Here is a 19,293-nt window from a genome sequence, read left to right as displayed (position 1 = left end):
GATATTACAGGGGGCAGGAATGATCTTCTCAACACATCCTGCCCCCGTTGAAGATTATCCTTAGGAATGCTACAATAAGACTTTAGAAATTCTTTTATATTTTCTGAAGGATATATTTTGATTTAATTGTTACGATTATATGCACAAGGAGGAACTATACATGAGTGGGGACCGGATTTTGCTGGTAGAGGATGATAAGGAAATCAGAGAAGGCGTTGAGATATTTTTAAAGAGCCAGGGATATGTGGTATTCCAGGCAGCTGACGGATTGGAAGGGCTTAAGGCATTGGAGGAAAACGAGATTGACCTTGCCATCGTGGATGTGATGATGCCCAAGATGGACGGGATTACCATGACTGCCAAGCTCAGGGAAAAGTATGATTTTCCTGTTATTTTCCTGTCAGCCAAATCAGAGGAGGTCGACAAGATACTGGGACTGAACATGGGGGCGGATGATTATATCACAAAGCCGTTTACGCCCATGGAGCTTCTGGCCAGGGTTAACTCACATCTGAGGCGCTACCACAGGTTTTTGGACAGACTGAGTTCCAAACAGGCTGAAAATCCAAGGATTCACAGGCTGGGAGGTCTGGAAGTCAATGAGGAGACCGTGGAAGTCATGGTAGATGACAAGCCGGTAAAGGTAACTCCCATTGAGTTTAAGATTCTGTTGTTACTGATACAGAACCCGGGGCGTGTATTTCCCGCTGAGGAGATATATGAACGGGTTTGGAATGAGCGGGCAATCAACACGGATACGGTCATGGTACACATCCGTAATCTGAGGGAAAAAATCGAAGTGAATCCCAGGGAGCCCAAATATGTAAAGGTGGTGTGGGGAGTTGGATACAAGATTGAAAAACAACCATAAAATCGGCGTATTAATAATTGTCCTGACTGTTCTGGCCTTATCGGCTGCAACCATTGGGCTGTATCCGTACATGAAGGCAAAAGCAGCGGAATATGTTTCAGTCAGGACCATGCGGTTACAGGAGCAGGGCAGTGATTACAGCGACCTGGCAACCCAGGTCATGAATTTCAGTTATGAGATATGGCATCAGAAAAAGCAGGAGGAAGAGGGCGGCGTGCTCTCCTATTCACAGACCTTCCTGCCTGGTCTGGATGAGAAAATCAGGACGCTCAGGGAAGAAGAATACGGCATGACAGACAGCCGTGTCGCGGTTCAGGATTCCGCCATGGCGGATGAGGAAATATACGGGGATGCCGTGAGTGTCCAGGACTATATGGACTCTGAGTTTGACCTGGATTATTACCAGCAGCTGCAGTCCACCATGAATTCCCTTGGTAAGGACTGGGAGCGGTATTACCAGAGGTATAACGCATCCCTTTTCTATGCGGTAATTGATGAAAACGGCGGGTTTCAGAGAAGCAATGTAAATAAGCCCGGGGAACTTTTCCGCGCACCCCTGGATTCCGCTAAAAAGGAGATAGGTTTCACAATTGAATTCACCTCCACGGGCAGCTTAAAGGTGTCCGGCTTTGAGGGGGATGAGCAGGATGCGTCCAGGCTCCTCCAGGCCATGGGCCGGTTCGAATTCTATGACCCCCTTGCAGTCCGCCTGTCGGACAGCTACCGGTACAGCGGCATGCAGTTCACAGGGCCAAGGGATATAAAAATCATGTTCCGCTGTGTGCCGGATTTATTTACCGGCAGTGGATACAGTACATCGGATAACACGCTGCTGAACGGGCGTGCGCTGCTGAACGGCGGCGGTTACTATACGGTGGCAGGCGGGATTCTGGTCATCCTCATGGTTCTTGCCCTTGCCCTGCCCGCGGTCCGGTCCTTTCGTCTGGGCAAAAGCGCGCTCTGCCGACTGTCCTTTGAGCCGCTGAGCCTGATAGGCGTGGGGTGGATGGCCGTGATAGGGGAAGGCGGCATGCCTGCAAGCCTCATAGCCGCCACCTTGGACGGGACATTAAAAGAGGAGATCCTCAGGGCTGAATTCCTGCCCTGGACCGCTGACCTTGCGGTGCTTGCCATCAATCTGCTGTTCTGGGCAGTGGCTTACGGGCTGTTCTTCTGGGGAATCATGTGTTACCGCGCCATCTTCTCAATGGGGCCATGGCGTTATTTTAAAGAGCGCACCTGGCTGGGAAGGTTCCTCCGGTTCATCAAGCGCTGGTGCTGCAATGCGCTTAACGTGTTCAATGAGGCTGACTGGGATAGCCGCTCCACCAGGATATTAGGCAAGGCGGTCATTGGCAACTTCATCATACTGACCCTTATATCCTGCCTTTGGTTCTGGGGAATCGGCGCCTTGATTATCTATTCCTGTGTGCTGTTTTACCTGCTGAATAAATATTGGGGACAGATGCAGAAAAAATACAGGATCCTGCTGGACGGCATCAACCAGATGGCGGAGGGCGACCTGAATGTGGAGATAAAAGAGGATTTGGGCATATTCAATCCATTTAAGGAACAGCTGTCCAGAATCCAGAATGGATTCAAAAAAGCAGTTGCCCAGGAGGTGAAAAGCGAACGGACAAAATCAGAGCTGATCACAAATGTGTCCCATGACCTGAAGACGCCCCTGACAGCCATCATCACCTATGTGAACCTGCTGAAGCAGGAGAATGTGACGGAGGAAGAGCGCAGGTCCTATATACAGGTCCTGGACCAGAAATCCATGCGTCTGAAGGTGCTCATCGAAGACCTGTTTGAGGTGAGCAAGGCCAGCAGCGGCACCGTGACCCTGCACCCGGAACATGTGGATATCATCAGCCTGTTAAAGCAGGTGCGGTTTGAACTGTCGGACAAAATGTCTGCCAGCGGGATTGAATTCCGGTTCAACCTGCCCGAGGGGCGGGTGATACTGTACCTGGACAGCCAGAAGACCTACCGTATTTTTGAGAACCTGCTGGTTAATATAGCCAAGTATGGCATGCCGGGTACCCGGGCCTATATCCAGGTGGTACGGGAACCGGAAGGATATGTGAATATCTCCATGCGCAATGTATCGGCCCAGGAGCTGAACGTATCGCCGGAGGAACTGACGGAACGGTTTGTGCGCGGGGATTCGTCCCGCAACACAGAAGGCTCAGGCCTTGGCCTTGCCATTGCAAGAAGCTTCGTGGAGGTCCAGGGCGGTTCCATGAAGATTGAAGTGGAAGACGACCTGTTCCGGGTTGTCATACGCTGGAAGGAAAATGCGCAGGAGGGCAAGGAAGCCCGGGAAGGGCAGAACCAGGAAAGGCAGAACCAGGAAAGGCAGAACCAGGAAAGGCAGAACCAGGAAGGCAGCTTGGGAGCGGAGGAGAAGCCGGGCATGGAGGTTTACCGCGGTCCGGAAGTGAAACCAGGCATGGAGGATTACCCCAGACCGGAAGGAAAACCAGGCATGGAGGATTACCTCAGGCCGGAAGAGAAACCGGGCACGGAGGATTACCTCAGCCCGGAGGAGAAAACGGAACCGGAAAACAGTAGTCCGACCGAAGACAGAAACCGTGAAAATCTCTGGAGCCCGCAAGACAACCGAATCATACCCGGGGAATGGGATGAAACTGAAGACGATGAATCAGAAAACAGATAATAACAGAGCATTATCTTCCCGCTGAGATAGGGTGCCTGTGTATCCGGTTATGGATATGGTCCGGCCGGATACACAGGTGCTTTCTGCATATATGGGAAGGATGAAAAGAGGTGGAACAAGGTGAAAACGGGAAGGAAAAGGATGTTTTGGATATTTTCCATACTTCTGTCCGCATGCCTTGGCATTGCATTATCCGCTTGTGAAAGTAAGGGACAGCAGCCTGACAGCGCACTGGATACTAATCCATTTACGGATAATATTGTGCAGGAAAGCGGGGAGGATACAATGGCAGGCCCAATGGTCATCATTAACCAAGCAGGGCTGGAGCCGGAAAAAGGCAGTACATTTGACCATACCATAAAATTTTCCCTGACCAATCAAACCCATGACATGATAACAGGCTATAAGATGGGCATGCTGGCATTTGACAGGGAAGGAAATCCCATGGACATTTACTGGATAGGGATTGACAGCAGTGTGCCTCATTCCTATTCCCATGAGTATCAGTCGTCAGATGATGGGATCCTTCCTGAGGGCGGGACAGAATCCGGTTCGTGGACATTGATAAACATCAACGGTGAAGAAGAGTATGCCAGGTATGACAGGATAGGGTATATTTTGTATAACCTGAAGGAAATCACGTTCAAAAGCGGGTATCTATGGGAGAATCCTGAATATGACAGGTGGATGGATACCTATAAGGGAAAACCGGCAGTGCCAGGAAATCTTGAAGGATATTATCCCCTGGAGATGAGGATTACCGGGATGGAATAGGGAATGGACACAGAAGGAGGGTGCTGCAGTACTGCAGCACCCTCCTGGCATTCTATGGTTTGGGACCTATCCTTCATGCAATCTTATCTTTCAGGCTGTACGGAATCAGATGGGGCATTGGAACCCAGCACAATATCCGGGGCGCCGGTCAGGTTCACGTTCCTGGTAACCTTGGCATCGTATGTATCCGCTTTCATGATTTCCGCCAGGTCCACGCCGGTGGTCTCTTTCATGGATTCAAAAAGCTTTGCCATGACAACCGGGACATTGCCGGCAACCGTGCCGATACCGTTATCTGTATCACCGCTGCTTCCAATGATGGTGATCTTATCAATCTGGGACAGGGGCTCTGCAATCCTGCCTGCGATTTCAGGAAGCACCTGGATCATCATTTCAGCCATGGCGGCCTTGTTGTACTTCTGGTAGGCCTCGGCCTTTTTCTCCATACCTTCCGCCTCAGCCAGCGCCTTTGCACGGATGGCCGCGGCTTCCGCCTCACCTTTGGCGCGGATACCTTCGGCTTCCTGGACCATGGAGTACTTCTGTGCTTCTGCAATGGCCTTCTGGGCCTCTGCGTCTTTTTCGCGTTCATACTGCTCTGCATCGGCCTGGGCCTTCTTGGCCAGGGCTTCCTGCTCCTGTTCGTACTTCTTAGCCTCCGCCTCACGCTGACGTTTGGTCAGGCCGGCTGCTGCAGCCTGCTCAATGGCATAGCGGTCAGCGTCCGCCTTCTTGTTAATCTCAGCTTCCAGCGCCTGCTGCTGGACCAATACTTCCTGCTTGCGCAGTTCTGCCTCGCGTTCAGCCCTGGCAATCTGGGCATTGACCGTGGCTGTCTGGATGGTTTTCTGCTGTTCCTGCTTCTGGATCTCGTAAGCAGCGTCAGCCTCCGCCTTCTTGGTATCAGATGCCTTCTGGAGTTCGGCCTTTTTAATGGCCAGCTCGTTGTTTTTCTGGGCAATCTCTGTCTCGGCGATTACCCGGGCATCGTTGGCAGCATTATCTGCGGCTGCCTGGGCAATGGCGATATCCCTTTCCGCCTCCGCCTTTGCAATGGACGCATCCTTGCGGATTTTGGAGGTGTTATCCATACCAAGGTCCTGGATCAGCCCATGTTCATCCGTGACATTCTGGATATTGCAGGAAAGGATGTCTATGCCCAGCTTCTCCATGTCCTTGGAAGCCTTAATCATTACCTGGTCTGAGAAAGAATCGCGGTCCGTGTTAATGGCACGCAGCGTAAGGGTACCGATAATCTCACGCATATTGCCCTGGAGGGAATCCTGAAGGTCAGCCGCGATTTTTGCCGGTTCCTTGTTAAGGAAGTTCCTCATGGCCAGTTTCATCCGCCCATCATCATCGGCAACCCGGACCTTGGCAACCGCATCCACCATGACATTGATGAAGTCGTTGGTGGGGATGTACTCGTCCGTCTTAATATCAACGGTTATCTGTCCAAGATATAATTTATCCATCTGCTCAAAAAATGGAATCTTGATGCCCGCCCGGCCAATCAGGACCCTGGGCTGCTTGCGCAGGCCGGAGATGATGTAGGCGTGATCCGGCGGCGCCTTTACGTAGCCCTGGGTTATGATGATGATTACCAACAGGACAGGAACAAGAATGGACAGTGCTTTAAGGATAAAATCAAGGTCAAACATAGAAGCTCCTTTCTGTAAATAAAGTATAAAGATTTTGTTAACGATATTGTACCATATGTTGGAAAAAATGAAAATACGATTCAGAAAAACGACAGAAATTGACCGTAAAAATTCAGAATAAACTGAAAAAAATATGAAACACAGCGTATATACTTGCTTGTGAAAAAATTAATTGTATATTGACAAGTACAATCTTCTATGTTATCATCAAAAATATACAAAATTATTTTGAGATAACAAAAATTTTTAGGTACAATAATAAAAGATTGGATGGCAGGCAGCCACGGGATTGTATAAATCAGTGAATCAGATATTTTTAATCAATTGAGGTGCGTTATGGATCTTATAAGAGGCAATATCCGCCTGCGGCACAGCTGGCAGGCCATTTTAAAAAAGTCGGAAAAAATCATACAGGGGTTTTTTGGCGGGAGTAACCGGTAAGGTTGTTCCCGCCATTTCTTTGTATAATTTTTCACAATACACTCTCCCCAAGATGGGAGAACCTGCGATGAGGGAGCCATCAGGCGGACTGCAGCCGCCTGCCAGGCCAGCACGCAACGCTTACATACAAATGGAAAACAAAAGCGGTAAAATAAAGGAGGTAAAGTTATGGGTGAACACACGCATACGTGCTGCTGTGACCACAGTGAAGAAGCGCTGTTAAAACGGATTGGTGAACTGGCGGCAGAGTATAAGGGCAGGGAGGGAAGCCTGATACAGGTCCTTCACATGGCGCAGGGAATATATGGATATCTGCCTCTTGAAGTACAGAAGGTGATAGCGGACGCCCTGGAAGTCCCGCTGGCAGAGGTATCCGGGGTAGTGACATTTTATTCCTTTTTTTCCACACAGCCCAGAGGGGAGCACACCATCCGTGTCTGTCTTGGCACGGCCTGTTATGTACGGGGCGGTAAGAAAATCGTGGAACGGATAAAAGAACTGCTGGATGTGGAAATCGGAGAGACCACGGCTGACAGGAAGTTCACCTTTGAGGTGGCACGCTGTATCGGGGCATGCGGTCTGGCGCCGGCCATGTCCATTGACGACCAGGTGTATAAGCAGGTCAATCCTGACAGACTGGAGCAGATCCTGGAACGCTACTATGAAGAGGAGGGACAGCAGTGATGGAAGTGAAGAGACGTGAAGACCTGTTAAGGATAAAAGAAGAATATCTGGACCGGCAGAAATCCTACAAGCGCCAGGTGCTGGTGTGCGGCGGCGCGGGATGTATCTCATCTAACTGCGGGGAAGTGCGGGATGCATTGGTTAAGGCAGTGGAAAACTTCCGGCTGTCCGATGAAGTGCAGGTCATGGTAACCGGATGTATGGGCACATGTGCCATGGGTCCGGTCATCCTGGTGGAACCGGAGGGAATCTTTTACACGAAAATGACCCCGGATAAGGTGGAACAGGTGGTGGCAAGGCATCTTCTCAAGGATGAAATCTGCGAAGAATTTACATATTTTAACGAGGAAACAGGCAGATATGTCCCGAAAATGGATGACATTGATTTCTTCCAGGGTCAGGTGCGCATTGCGCTCAGGAACTGCGGGCATATGGAATATGCTTCCCTGGAAGCATACATATCCAGGGACGGATATGGCGCCCTGGCAAAAGCGCTGTGCGGCATGACGCCCCAGGATGTGGTGGATGAGATGAAGGCATCCGGCCTCAGGGGCAGGGGAGGCGCAGGCTTCCCAACAGGCGTCAAGTGGGAAGCAGGCCTTAAGGCAGTGTCAGAGGACGGCAGGAAGTTCATGGTCTGCAATGCGGATGAAGGAGACCCCGGTGCATTCATGGACAGAAGTATTCTGGAAGGCGACCCCCACAGCATTATTGAGGGCATGATGCTGGGTGGATATGCAATCGGTGCATCCAAGGGATATGTGTATGTGCGTGCGGAATATCCAATTGCAGTGGAACGTCTGGGCAATGCCATTGACCAGGCCAGGAAGGCCGGAATACTGGGCCGGGATATCATGGGAAGCGGATTTTCCTTTGATTTGGAAATCCGTATCGGTGCAGGCGCCTTTGTCTGCGGCGAGGAAACCTCCCTGCTGGCATCCATTGAGGGAAAGAGGGGAGAGCCAAGGCAGAAACCGCCTTTCCCATTTGAAAAGGGCCTGTTTGAAAGCCCTACCATCATCAATAACGTGGAGACGCTGGCCAATGTGGCGCCCATCATACTTAATGGTTCCGGCTGGTATCATGGATTTGGTACAGAGAAGAGCGCGGGCACAAAGGTATTTGCACTGGCAGGGGATATTGTCAATGCAGGAATCATCGAGGTTCCCATGGGAACAATCCTGGGCGACATCATTTACAGGATTGGCGGCGGTATCATAGGCGGTAAACGGTTCAAAGCCATCCAGTCCGGCGGTCCCTCCGGCGGATGCCTTACCAGGGAACACCTGAATACCTCGGTTGACTATGAGTCCCTATCAAAGCTTGGGGCCATCATGGGGTCCGGCGGCCTGATTGTCATGAACGAGGACACCTGCATGGTGGATACGGCCAGGTATTTCATGGACTTTATCTGTGACGAGTCCTGCGGAAAATGCCTTCCCTGCCGCAACGGAACCAGGCGTATGCTGGAAATCCTGGAGCGGATTACGGAAGGCAAGGGAGAACCCGGGGACCTGGACCTGCTGGAAGAACTGGCTAAAACCATACAGCAGACAGCCATGTGCGGACTGGGACAGACAGCGCCCAATCCGGTGTTATCCACCCTGCGCTATTTCCGCAGCGAGTACGAGGCCCATATCTATGAGAAACACTGCAGCGCAGGCGTGTGCGCGGAGCTTCAGACCTCGCCCTGCCGCAACGCATGTCCGGCCAATGTATTCATTCCCGGTTACATGTCCATGCTGGCAGCGGGCAGGATTGACGATGCTTACCGCCTGATCCGCCAGGATAACCCGTTCCCGGCGGTCTGCGGACGTGTCTGCACCCATCCATGTGAGGACCACTGCCGCCGTTCCCAGGTGGATGAGCCCCTGGCCATCTGTTCCGTGAAACGCTTTATCGGGGATTATGCGCTGCGTGATGAGTACAATATCCCGCTCATAGAGCCCAAACCAGCCACAGGAAAACGCATATCCATTATCGGGGCAGGTCCATCCGGACTTTCCTGTGCCTATTATCTGGCGAATCTGGGCCATGAGGTCCATGTATATGAGGCTGAGTCCGTGGCAGGAGGCGTGCTTTACTGGGGAATTCCTGAATACCGCCTGCCTAAGGCAGTGCTTCAAAAGGAAATCCATGCCATTGAGATGAGCGGTGTGGAAATCCATCTGAATACCAAGATTGGAACCGATATTTCCTTTGAGGAAATGAAGGACCGGTCCGATGCAGTGTACATTGCGGCAGGAACACAGGTATCCAGGCTTCTGGATGTGCCGGGAGAGGATTTAAAGGGCGTGGAAAGCGGCCTTGGGTTCCTTAAGAGGATTGGCTTGAAGCGGGATATGGCTGTTCCCGATAAGCTGGTGGTAATCGGAGGCGGAAGCACGGCCATGGATGTGGCCAGGACAGCAGTCCGCCTGGGAAGCAGTGATGTGACCGTGGTTTACCGCAGGTCTGAAAGGGATATGCCGGCCGGCAAGGATGAAATTGCCGAAGCCATGGAAGAGGGCGTGAAGCTGATTACCATGGCATCTCCGGTAGAGTTCCTTGGGGCTGACGGCAGGGTAAGCGGAATCCATCTTGTGCGCAGGAAAGAAACGGATTATGGAAAGGATGGCCGCAGGCGTACGGCCCATATCCCGGATTCTGATTTCTTCCTGGAGTGCGGCGGCATTGTCACTGCCATCAACCAGGATGTGGACCACCAGGCATATAGGACCACCAATGTGGAAATGGAAAAGAACGGCAAGCTGGCCATTGGCCGCTTCTCATCCGAAACCGGCGAGGAAGGCGTATTCGCTGGCGGGGATGTGAGTCCATGGGGCGCCAACGTGGTTATCCAGGCCATTGCGGACGGCAAGAAGGCCGCTGGCAAGATTGATAAGTACGTGGGCGGTACCGGAGAACTGAACATGGGCGAGTGGTTTGAAATTCCTGAGATTGACATAGAAGTAAGTGAACCTCATAAACGGTTCCCGACCAGATGCCTGTCCGCTAAAGAGCGGAAAGACAATTTTAAGGAAGTGAACTGCGGCTATCATAGACTGGACGCCATGGGTGAGGCCCTGAGATGTCTTCACTGTGACCGGAGATAGGGAGAGGAGGAAATAATCGTATGATACATATTACAATAAATGGAAAACCGGTGGAGGCAGAGGAAGGCACCACCATCATGGCGGCAGCTGAATCCGTGGGAATCAGGATTCCCAGTCTCTGTCATATGAAAAATGTCCACCAGTACGGCTCCTGCCGTATCTGCGTGGTGGAAGTGGAGGGCATGAAGAACCTGCAGGCGTCCTGTATGGCAAAGGTGCGGGAGGGCATGGTCATAAGGACCCATTCCCCCAAGGTATTGGAAGCCAGGAAGGTACTCTATGAACTGCTTCTGTCCAATCATCCAAAGGACTGTTTAAACTGCAGCAGGAACACGAACTGTGAACTTCAGGACCTGGGATATGAGCTGGGCGTGGCCGAAAGCCGCTTTGAAGGCGCCATGACAAAACCCCTGGTGGACATTTCCCCATCCATCACAAGGGATACCAGCAAATGCGTCCTGTGCCGCAGGTGTGTCACTGTGTGTAAGCAGATACAGAAAGTAGGGGCCATTGAAGCCCAGAACAGGGGATTTGACACAGTGGTCAGCCCTGCCATGGGACTGCCGTTAAACTCCACGGCCTGCGCCATGTGCGGCCAGTGCACGGTTGTATGTCCCACCGGGGCATTAAAGGAAACAGACGGCCTTTCACCCGTATGGCGCGCCCTGGCTGACCCGGATAAGCGTGTGGTTGTCCAGGTGGCGCCGGCTGTGCGCGCGGCCCTGGGTGAGGAATTCGGCCTTCCGGTGGGAACCCCAGTCACCGGGAAAATGGCGTCCGCCCTTCATGAAATCGGTTTTGATGATGTGTTTGACACTCTGTTCTCCGCGGACCTGACCATCCTGGAGGAGGGCACGGAGCTTCTGGGACGATTAAATGCAGTTCTTAAGGGCCAGGGGGCCCAGGATGGGGACGGCCATCCGGTTAATACGGCCCTTCCCATGATTACAAGCTGTTCACCTGGATGGATTAAACACATTGAGCACCAGTTCCCGGATGAACTGGACCACCTGTCCAGCTGTAAGAGCCCCCACACCATGATGGGCGCTGTGGTCAAGACATTCTATGCGGAGCGTACAGGTACGGCCCCCAAGGATTTATTTGTTGTATCCGTCATGCCGTGTACGGCCAAGAAATACGAAATCCAGCGTCCGGAGATGGAAGTGGACGGACAGCGGGATGTGGATGCGGTCCTGACCACACGGGAATTGGCCAGGATGATTAAGACGGCCGGCATTGACTTTGTAAACCTGCCCGAAGGTGAGTTTGACGCGCCTCTTGGCCTGGGAACCGGCGCAGCTGACATCTTTGGCGTGACCGGCGGCGTAATGGAGGCGGCCCTGCGTACGGTATATGAGCTGGTAACCGGAAATGAACTGCCATTTGAAAAGCTTCACGTAACGCCAATCGTGGGCCTGGACCAGGTAAAGACAGCATCCATTACTATAGAAGAAACACTTCCTGAGTATGGACATCTGAAAGGGGTGACTGTGAACGTGGCAGTAACCAGCGGCCTGGAAGGGGCGTCCATGCTGATGAAGGAAGTGGCAAATGGGACCTCCCCCTATCATTTCATTGAGGTTATGGGATGTCCCGGAGGATGCATCAACGGAGGCGGTCAGCCCCGGTGCAGTGAGGAAAATTATCGCGAGAAGCGCGCCAGGGCCCTGTACAGCGAGGATGAACGCAAGGTGCTGCGCAAATCCCATGAGAACCCGGATTTGATGAAGCTGTATGACGAGTATCTGGGAACGCCGGGCAGCCACCTGTCCCACCATCTGCTGCACACCCATTATGTGAAGCGTGGGAAATATAATGAGCTGGTATAAGGCCGTGCAATGGCTGGACCGGCTGCATGGCGGGCCGGATGGATTGATAGGAATACATAAACGGAAATAAATACAATAAAGAAATTAATAAATAAAAGGAATCCGCGTCCCGAAAAGCGTTGTACTGGGCTTTGGGGAAGCGGATTCCTGTTTATAAGTATCTTTATCATTTTCCGGTTTCCTCAATCCTGAGGGCGCATACCAGGGCTTCGATGTTGGTAAAACCAAAGAGGAACAGGCTCCATTTAAGCCCGAACACGTGACGGAGCACCAGGTCCTTATGGGGGGCCATGGCCATGATGGTATTTGTCAGGCCGCCGCCAAGGATGGGGGAGATGAATCCCATGAGGAAGCCGCAGGAGGACATGAACGCAAAGGCGGCGCCCACCCGGCTGTCGTCCATCCCATCCATTTCCATGGGCATGGTGTACATCACAGGCATCCACATGCCGTTGCCCACTGCAAACACAATGATTCCGGCAATGCCCATTATCAGGGAATGCTCCAGGCAGAGGGTCAGCACAAGGACCCCGGCCAGCTTAAGTGCCTGTCCGGCTGCCAGGATTGGTTTGCGCCTTCCTGTGACAGACATCAGGATTCCCCCGGCCATGCTTCCAAGGATTCCGATGGCCGGGAACGCGGCTGCTGCCAGAAGGCCGGCGGCGGACGCCTCCATTTCTGCTGCCTCCGCAAGATAGGTAGGCAGTATGACCACCATGTAAGAATAGCAGAAAAAGTCCATCATGAATATGATGCAGAGCAGGCGGATGCCCTGCTTTCCCCACAGGTAACTGTAAACGCCCCTTTCCTGCGGGGGCGCCGGCTCCTGGGCCCTGCCATCGTCCTGGCCCGCAGGAAGGTCCTGCCTGCGCACCACTGTCAGCCAGAACAGCAGGAGAAGGACCAGGGGAACCGCCCATATGGCGAAGGCATGGGACAGGGAACCCAGCTGCCTGCTTAAGGGGGTGAGGCAGGAGAAGCTGATGAGGGTCCCGATAAATGGGAACATACCGTTGAGCGTGTTCATCCGTTCCCTGGCATTCCCCGAATACCAGCTGGTAATGGCTGCCCCGATAAATGGGATTCCCAGGCCGAACCCTGCGCTGTAGACCACCCTTCCGGCCAAAAAGACCAGATAGTCCCCGGCAGCCAGGTTCATAAGTATTCCGGCAGCCAAAAGGACCTGGGTCCAGATAAACATGCGGTACAGGCCCATCCGCCTTAAAAGGACGCCCCCGTACAGGGATGCGCCGATGGTCAGGGGATGGACAATGGATACGGCCAGGTTTAACAATGCCTCGTTCCCAATGCCGTACCTGTCCTTAAGCTGTCCGAGGACAGGCGAGGGCGCCATCTGATAGATGTAGCCGATTCCAATCACAAGGATCACACACAGCGTAATGAATGTCTGTTTATTGTTTTTTCTTTCCACATTGAATCCTTCCTATTATTTTTTTCGTGAAATACTATCACTTTCTATAGTTGAACCTCCCTTCCGGCTGCTTATAATAAAAACATACAGATTATAAATAAGCGCCGCCCCTGGGACGCACAGCTGACGGAAAGCAATTTTCAAACACATCCTGGGGCAGAAAAGGAGAGATGCATATGCTTAAACCAGAGAACTATATGAAAATCCAGGAGGTCCTTCTCAATTACATAAACGGGACCTATGAATCCGATATCCCCCTCTTAAAATCCTGTTTCCATGAAAATGCCAAAATGACCGGTTATCTTGGGGACACGCTGGTGGACGGGACGCCGGAACCCTTTTTTGAGGATATGGCCTCAGGCCCTTCCATGGCTTTAAGGAAGGACCCCTATCAGGCGGAAATCCAGTCCATACACATTACAGGGCGTACCGCAAGCGCGGCTGTCCATGAAACCGGATTCAGGGGGAACACGTGCCTGACCGATTATTTCCATCTTCTGATGATGGAGGACGGCTCCTGGAAGATTGTATCTAAAACCTTTACAACCACAGAACAGTAATATCTATAAAATAACCGTGATGCGTTTGGGTGCGTCACGGTTATTCTGTATATTGGGGTCAGATGCAATCAGGCAAATATCTTATTTAAGATATCAAGGGCATCCGCCGGCTCCATTTTCCTGGGATTAAATACCTGGAACAGTTCTCCGGCAATATCGTCCGCGGCTGAGGAAAATGTGGCTTTATCCACTTCGTATCTGGTGATATCCAGTTTTCCCAGTGTCACATCACAAAAATGGATGAACGCGTCCCTGGCAATGGCGCCGATTTCCTCCGGGGTCTCACACCCCTTAAAGGATGCGCCCAGTATGCGTCCGATTTTCATGACCCGGTCAGGCATGGCGGCTGCATTGAATTCCAGTACCCAGGGGGTTGCATAGGCGCACGCCTCGCCATGGGGGATGTGGTAATGGGAACCAAGGATGTGGGCAATGGAGTGGCCTGCATTGGTATGGGAATACTGGAGCATCCATCCGGCCATGGACGCACATACTGCCATCTGCTGCCTGGCCTCCACGTCCCCGCCGTTTTCCACTGCTTTTGGAAGCCATTCCACAATGGTGCGCATCAGGGATTCGTTGATGATGTCCGTGGCCGTGTCAGCGGCCGTGGAGGTATAGCCTTCCATGGCATGGCTCAAGGCATCCAATCCGGTTGCCTGGGTCAGCCTGGGAGGAATCCCCACCATAAGTTCCGGGTCAATGACAGCATACTGTGCGCCGGCTGCCGGGGCAAGGATGGGGTGCTTTACGCCATCTGAACTGATTACAAGACCGTCTGACATTTCACTTCCCGTGCCTGAGGTGGTAGGGATTACAATCAGTCCCGGAGCAGGCTCCATGGAGGTCTGAGGGTCTGCATACCTGAGTATGGGTTCCGGATTAAAGCGCAGGAGGTTAATGGCTTTGGAGGTGTCCATGGGGCTTCCTCCGCCCATTCCGATTACCAGGTCGCACTGGTGGTCCGCGCACATCTTATATCCATCCGCCACATTCTGGGCAGTGGGGTCGGGAACCACGCCGTCAAAAACAACACAGTTGACGCCTGCCTGTTCCAGTGAATCCACCACCCTGTTGTGGATCCCTGTTGCAACGATTCCCTTATCCGTTACAAGAAGGGCTTTTTTCTTGCCGAGTTTTACGGCCAGGGAGCCGATTTCACTTGCCTTTCCCGGTCCGCACAGCAGTTTTACCTTTTGTTCTAACATATATTCTCCCATTGTCTCATATCTCCTTTTCTTTATTTTACGGTTGACGAAGCTTCCTTAGTGCCCATGGAGGCCACCACAAACAGCAGTACCACGGCTCCTGCGGCTGCGGCTGTCATGATCAGGGAAGCGCTCTTCCAGGAACTGGATGCAGCGCCCACAATCACTGGGGTAGAGGCAAATACGCCGATGTAGTACAGCATGTTGATGATTGACATGGAATATCCAATCAGTGCAGGCCGCTTGCTGAGCATTGGCGCAAGGCAGAAGATGGAGGTCATCACCAGGCCGCCGGGACAGATTGCGCTGACCAGCACATGGACGATGTAGGTGGACGGCCCAAGATAGGGCATGGTATAACACAGGAGGGCGGTGCCCACTGCCCCGATGATGGCAATCACAAAGGGTTTTCCTGTTTTTTCCACCAGGACGCCGCACAGGATGCAGAAGGGGATGCCGAACAGTCCGTTGAGGCTGGAATAGAAGTTTGCCGTTTCAGCCGTCAGCCCATAATAACCCTGGAACAGCTGTGGATAACAGGTAATGAAGCCGAACAGCACAAAGGCAATACAGAACATGGCCAGGGACAGTACATCCACCCTCAGGTTTGCCATTGCCTCGCCGATGGTGGCCTTGGAGTTATCCCCGCCCTCAGAGGCTGCCCGGGGCGCCTGGATAAACATGGCTACCAGGACAAGACACAGGGCGGACAGCCCGGCAACCACCCACCACAGGGACTTAAGGCCCATGGTTTTCATGATAGGGATGCTGGCGTTCATGGCAATGAAGTTGGCAACCGCGGCAAAGGTATTAAAGATGCCGGTAGCCGTGCTGGCGCCGCCGTCTGCAAACCAGGTGTTAATCATGGTAACGCCCACCATGATGATCATTGCATAGGAAATCCCTTCAATGATACGGCTGACCACAACCACTGCAAAGCTGCCGCTGACAGCGCCCAGGACATTGCCTGCAGCCAGACAGGCCATTAATAGAAGCAGCAGGTTCTTGGGCCCCATCTTATCCTGGATGGCTGCGCCGGGAATGGCCAGCACAATACCTGCAATGGTGAACACGGACATGAGCAGGGCCGCCTGTGTGGTGCTAACGCCCAGCGCGGCTGCCACGTCCTGCATCACGGCCGCAATCTTTAACTGTGACACGCCAACCGTGATGGCGCTGATGAGAAGGATTAAAAACATCAACCATTTATTATTCTTTTTCATACGCTTTCCTCCAGTCTGTCTCTGTGACGCACGGTTAAAATTCTTCCAGATGCAGGATCCGTGCCGCATTTTTGTAGAAATACTTATCCATGGCCACCGGGTCGTTCCCAAGGGCTTCCTCGCCGCACCGTATGTTGCAGTCGCAGGTGTCAAAGGGCCAGTCTGTTGCATACATGACCCTGTCCTCGCCGAACAGCTCCACTGCCTTCAGGATATCCGCGGCGCCCCTGTGGCTGGTCTCTACGTACACGTTTTTATAATTATGTTTCCTGACCTCAGCGGAAAGGGCTTCCAGCTCGCCGCCGCAGCTTCCGCCGCCATGGGCAGGCACGATGGTATAGTCAGGGAATTTCTTCAGCAGTTCAAAGGTGTAGTCCAGCTTCCCATAGTTTAAGTTGGTCATCTTAAGGTATGGGGAATCCGGTTTATAATAGTCGTTGACGCCGCAGTGGTATGTAATGGGAAGTCCAAGTTCCCCGAAAAGCTTGATGGGACGTTCGCACCGCTTATCCGTAATCTCGATGTTCTGGATGATTGGATGGATTTTCAGGCCCTTGGCCCCCATTGCAATGTCGCGTTTCAGCTTTTCCATCATTTCATCATCCGTAAGGTCAAAGTCAGGGCAGGTAAAGGGGATGTATCTGGAATCCAGTCTGGACGCTGCCAGGGCCTCCTCAAAACTGGTATTGGGCATGATGGGAAGGGAGACCACATAGTTAACCCCGCAGCGGTCCATCATTTCCCCGGTGGTGTAGATGTTGGCCCTGTCCCAGATACGGTATTGGCCCGCGTCAATGAGCACGTTCTGGGCTTTCTGGTCCGGCACGATAAGCGGTCTCGTAAAACCGGATTCCTCCAGATCCTTAAATGGGTCAAAGCCGTCCTCGTGGGGCACGATGCCCGGACGCTTAAAGGCAATGTTCTTGTTTTCATGGAAAATGTCCCCCAGATGGGTGTGGAAATCAATGATCCTGTGTTTCATATTAAAAATCCTCCTGTCTTAATTTTCTTTTTCATAAACAACCCTGCCGCCGCAGATGGTCATGTCAATCCCTGCGGTGCCGATTTCATCTGCAGGGCAGGTCATTACATTCTTGTCAAGAATCTGGAAGTCAGCTACCTTGTTCACTTCGATGGAACCGCGTCTGTGCTCCATGTGTTCCTGGCATGCGCCGTTGATGGTGTACATGCGGATGGCGTCCTCCCGGCTCATGCCCAGGTCGGTCCTTGCGGATACGCCGGCGGGCGTGGTCCTGGTAACTGCAAACTGCATGCCCTGGCGCCAGTTAAGGGAGAAGCAGGTGGAGTCCGAGCCGCCGGTCTGGATGGCGCCCAGGTCGGCGTAGGCCTGGTAATTGAAGATTTCCTCCCTGTCGCTGAGGACCGGGGTGTTCCAGCCGAACACGATATTGGCAGCGGTTGGCTGGATGGCTGCCAGGATACCGAACTTTGCCATTTTGGCAGCGCATTTCCTGGTCTGGTCATCACAGTGGATGAGGAAATGTCTCAAATCCTTTCCGGGATAGAGCTGTTCTGCCTCGGCAATGGCGTCCACACAGACGTCCATGGATCTGCCGCCCATGGAATGGATACCCATCTGCCAGCCTTTCCGGTGCAGTTCGATGATGGTGCGGCGGATTTCATCCGCCTGTTCCTCATCACTGCCGTTCCAGGCAGAACCGCCGGCCCCCTCCGGCCGGTCAGATTCTTTCCTCAGCCAGTGGGGGCCGTCCGTGTCCACAAAGAACTTGACAGCATCTGCCTTAACCCATTCCCGGTCGCCCCACTCAGGGGTGCGGATGCGGTCCGTGCCGCGGATGATGGCGTCATAGCTGGCTTCCCCCATGATGGAGGAGAAGATGTTAATGTTAACACGGGCGGTCAGCTTTCCTTCCTGTCTCAGCTTTTCGTAAATCCACATGGGCCTGGTGCCCCAGGTACCCCGGTAAAGGTATTCCCCTCCTTCGCCCAGGATATCATTGTGGGAGGTAATGCCCTGGCGGTTGCATTCGCGCTGGACTCGCAGGATACAGTCTTCCAGTTCCTGGTCGCTTAAGATGGGGCAGGCTTTCAGAAGGAGGTTTTCAGCACCCCATTCATTGAACCGCCCGGTCAGACTGCCGTCCGGCGTGCGTCCGATGGTGCCCACGCTGTGGGGGACCTCAGGGTAGGAGTCGTCAATTCCCGCCAGCCTTAACGCCGCGCTGTTGCAGACCAGGGAATGCAGGGAAAAGTCCGTAAGCACCACGGGAACATTGCCGGATACAGGATCCAGGTCCCAGCGGTTCATCAATCGTCCCTCGGCAGCCAGTTCCTTTATATTGCTGTCCACAAAGCCGCATCCGAACACCCACTCCCCAGGGCCTGCTTTTGAAACTGCAAGCGCGACCTTGTCCTGGATGATCTTAAGGGAGTCATAATGGGGCCCGTTTAAGTCCAGGAAGGAAGGGGACATGGTAAAACCGGTATGGCATGCGTGCATGTGGGAATCATTGGAGCCAGGAAGCACCAGCTTTCCCTGGGCGTCAATTACCTTTGTGTCCTTTCCGATATAAGCCTTCATCTGGTCCGTGGTGCCCCGGTCAATGATGGTGCCCTGCCTTACCGCAACGGCCTGGCAATAGGAAAACAGACGGTCCACGGTGCAGATGGTTCCGTTCAGGATTACTAAATCAGCAAACATAGTCAGATACCTCCAGTTTTTTCGTATTTCTATTGCAATTTGATTGTTTATAATTTATCATGATTATAGCTTCTTATACGAAACCCATATACTATCAGTATTGATAGTGTGAGTAATAGTTATAAAATTCCCCATACTATCAGCTGATT

General features: G+C 52.7%; 13 protein-coding genes. 7 read left to right on the top strand and 6 right to left on the bottom strand.

The window, feature by feature from the left end; all coding sequences use genetic code 11:
- The first annotated feature begins 160 nt into the window (after positions 1-160).
- The 3 genes from DWX59_RS01450 (at position 161) to DWX59_RS01440 (ending at position 4,328) form a co-directional block, all read left to right on the top strand.
- Positions 161-871: a response regulator transcription factor gene (locus DWX59_RS01450; protein ID WP_117555608.1), complete on the top strand. Its 711-nt coding sequence runs from the start codon at positions 161-163 to the stop codon at positions 869-871.
- Positions 843-3,554 carry a sensor histidine kinase gene (locus DWX59_RS01445; protein WP_235844849.1) on the top strand — a complete coding sequence of 904 codons (2,712 nt, stop codon included), beginning with the start codon at positions 843-845 and terminating at the stop codon, positions 3,552-3,554. The genes DWX59_RS01450 and DWX59_RS01445 overlap by 29 nt, the downstream gene beginning before the upstream one ends.
- Before the next feature lie 141 nt (positions 3,555-3,695).
- Entirely contained in the window at positions 3,696-4,328 is a 633-nt protein-coding gene (locus DWX59_RS01440; RefSeq protein WP_147325728.1) for a DUF5780 domain-containing protein, read from the top strand.
- A gap of 83 nt (positions 4,329-4,411) precedes the next feature.
- Here the strand turns inward: DWX59_RS01440 and DWX59_RS01435 are convergent, their stop codons facing one another.
- Complete coding sequence (locus DWX59_RS01435) at positions 4,412-5,989, bottom strand: SPFH domain-containing protein (RefSeq protein WP_117555604.1); 1,578 nt, start codon at positions 5,987-5,989, stop codon at positions 4,412-4,414.
- Positions 5,990-6,598: 609 nt separating this feature from the next.
- On the opposite strand from DWX59_RS01435, the gene nuoE reads away from it, so the two are divergent.
- From nuoE to DWX59_RS01420, 3 genes are read left to right on the top strand one after another with little or no spacing between them, the layout of a single operon-like run.
- A complete protein-coding gene (nuoE, locus tag DWX59_RS01430; protein ID WP_117555602.1) occupies positions 6,599-7,114 on the top strand; it encodes an NADH-quinone oxidoreductase subunit NuoE in 516 nt (171 codons plus the stop codon).
- Entirely contained in the window at positions 7,111-10,209 is a 3,099-nt protein-coding gene (locus DWX59_RS01425) for an NADH-ubiquinone oxidoreductase-F iron-sulfur binding region domain-containing protein (protein ID WP_117555600.1), read from the top strand. The genes nuoE and DWX59_RS01425 overlap by 4 nt, the downstream gene beginning before the upstream one ends.
- 20 nt (positions 10,210-10,229) lie before the next feature.
- On the top strand, positions 10,230-12,038 hold the full coding sequence (locus tag DWX59_RS01420; protein ID WP_117555598.1) for an NADH-dependent [FeFe] hydrogenase, group A6: 1,809 nt from the start codon (positions 10,230-10,232) through the stop codon (positions 12,036-12,038).
- 166 nt (positions 12,039-12,204) lie between these two features.
- On the opposite strand, the gene DWX59_RS01410 is transcribed toward DWX59_RS01420, so the two are convergent.
- Entirely contained in the window at positions 12,205-13,470 is a 1,266-nt protein-coding gene (locus DWX59_RS01410; protein ID WP_117555594.1) for an MFS transporter, read from the bottom strand.
- A gap of 176 nt (positions 13,471-13,646) precedes the next feature.
- Between DWX59_RS01410 and DWX59_RS01405 the strand changes: the two genes are divergently transcribed.
- Positions 13,647-14,030, top strand: coding sequence for a nuclear transport factor 2 family protein (locus DWX59_RS01405; RefSeq protein ID WP_227115935.1), 384 nt, complete (start codon positions 13,647-13,649; stop codon positions 14,028-14,030).
- A gap of 68 nt (positions 14,031-14,098) precedes the next feature.
- On the opposite strand, the gene DWX59_RS01400 is transcribed toward DWX59_RS01405, so the two are convergent.
- The 4 genes from DWX59_RS01400 to DWX59_RS01385 are packed head-to-tail and all read right to left on the bottom strand — an operon-like array spanning position 14,099 to position 19,144.
- Positions 14,099-15,250, bottom strand: coding sequence for an iron-containing alcohol dehydrogenase (locus DWX59_RS01400; RefSeq protein WP_117555592.1), 1,152 nt, complete (start codon positions 15,248-15,250; stop codon positions 14,099-14,101).
- A 20-nt stretch (positions 15,251-15,270) separates the two neighbouring features.
- Positions 15,271-16,461: an MFS transporter gene (locus DWX59_RS01395; RefSeq protein ID WP_165642544.1), complete on the bottom strand. Its 1,191-nt coding sequence runs from the start codon at positions 16,459-16,461 to the stop codon at positions 15,271-15,273.
- 34 nt (positions 16,462-16,495) lie between these two features.
- The gene (locus DWX59_RS01390; RefSeq protein ID WP_117555588.1) at positions 16,496-17,443 is read right to left on the bottom strand and encodes an amidohydrolase family protein; all 948 of its coding nucleotides are present in this window, start codon (positions 17,441-17,443) and stop codon (positions 16,496-16,498) included.
- 18 nt (positions 17,444-17,461) lie between these two features.
- Positions 17,462-19,144, bottom strand: a complete 1,683-nt coding sequence (locus DWX59_RS01385; RefSeq protein ID WP_117555586.1) for an amidohydrolase — start codon at positions 19,142-19,144, stop codon at positions 17,462-17,464.
- Positions 19,145-19,293: the final 149 nt, after the last annotated feature.

This window comes from Enterocloster aldenensis (assembly GCF_003434055.1).
In the GTDB taxonomy this organism is placed as follows: domain Bacteria; phylum Bacillota; class Clostridia; order Lachnospirales; family Lachnospiraceae; genus Enterocloster; species Enterocloster aldenensis.
This window is presented reverse-complemented; position numbering and strand designations above follow the sequence as displayed.

What these genes read in the sequence shown, in the direction of transcription:
- DWX59_RS01390 (WP_117555588.1), bottom strand. Translation starts at nt 17,443, where the DNA reads ATGAAACACAGGATCATTGATTTCCACACCCATCTGGGGGACATTTTC.
- DWX59_RS01440 (WP_147325728.1), top strand. Translation starts at nt 3,696, where the DNA reads ATGTTTTGGATATTTTCCATACTTCTGTCCGCATGCCTTGGCATTGCA.
- DWX59_RS01395 (WP_165642544.1), bottom strand. Translation starts at nt 16,461, where the DNA reads ATGAAAAAGAATAATAAATGGTTGATGTTTTTAATCCTTCTCATCAGC.
- DWX59_RS01435 (WP_117555604.1), bottom strand. Translation starts at nt 5,989, where the DNA reads ATGTTTGACCTTGATTTTATCCTTAAAGCACTGTCCATTCTTGTTCCT.
- nuoE (WP_117555602.1), top strand. Translation starts at nt 6,599, where the DNA reads ATGGGTGAACACACGCATACGTGCTGCTGTGACCACAGTGAAGAAGCG.
- DWX59_RS01405 (WP_227115935.1), top strand. Translation starts at nt 13,647, where the DNA reads ATGCTTAAACCAGAGAACTATATGAAAATCCAGGAGGTCCTTCTCAAT.
- DWX59_RS01385 (WP_117555586.1), bottom strand. Translation starts at nt 19,144, where the DNA reads ATGTTTGCTGATTTAGTAATCCTGAACGGAACCATCTGCACCGTGGAC.
- DWX59_RS01450 (WP_117555608.1), top strand. Translation starts at nt 161, where the DNA reads ATGAGTGGGGACCGGATTTTGCTGGTAGAGGATGATAAGGAAATCAGA.
- DWX59_RS01420 (WP_117555598.1), top strand. Translation starts at nt 10,230, where the DNA reads ATGATACATATTACAATAAATGGAAAACCGGTGGAGGCAGAGGAAGGC.
- DWX59_RS01400 (WP_117555592.1), bottom strand. Translation starts at nt 15,250, where the DNA reads ATGGGAGAATATATGTTAGAACAAAAGGTAAAACTGCTGTGCGGACCG.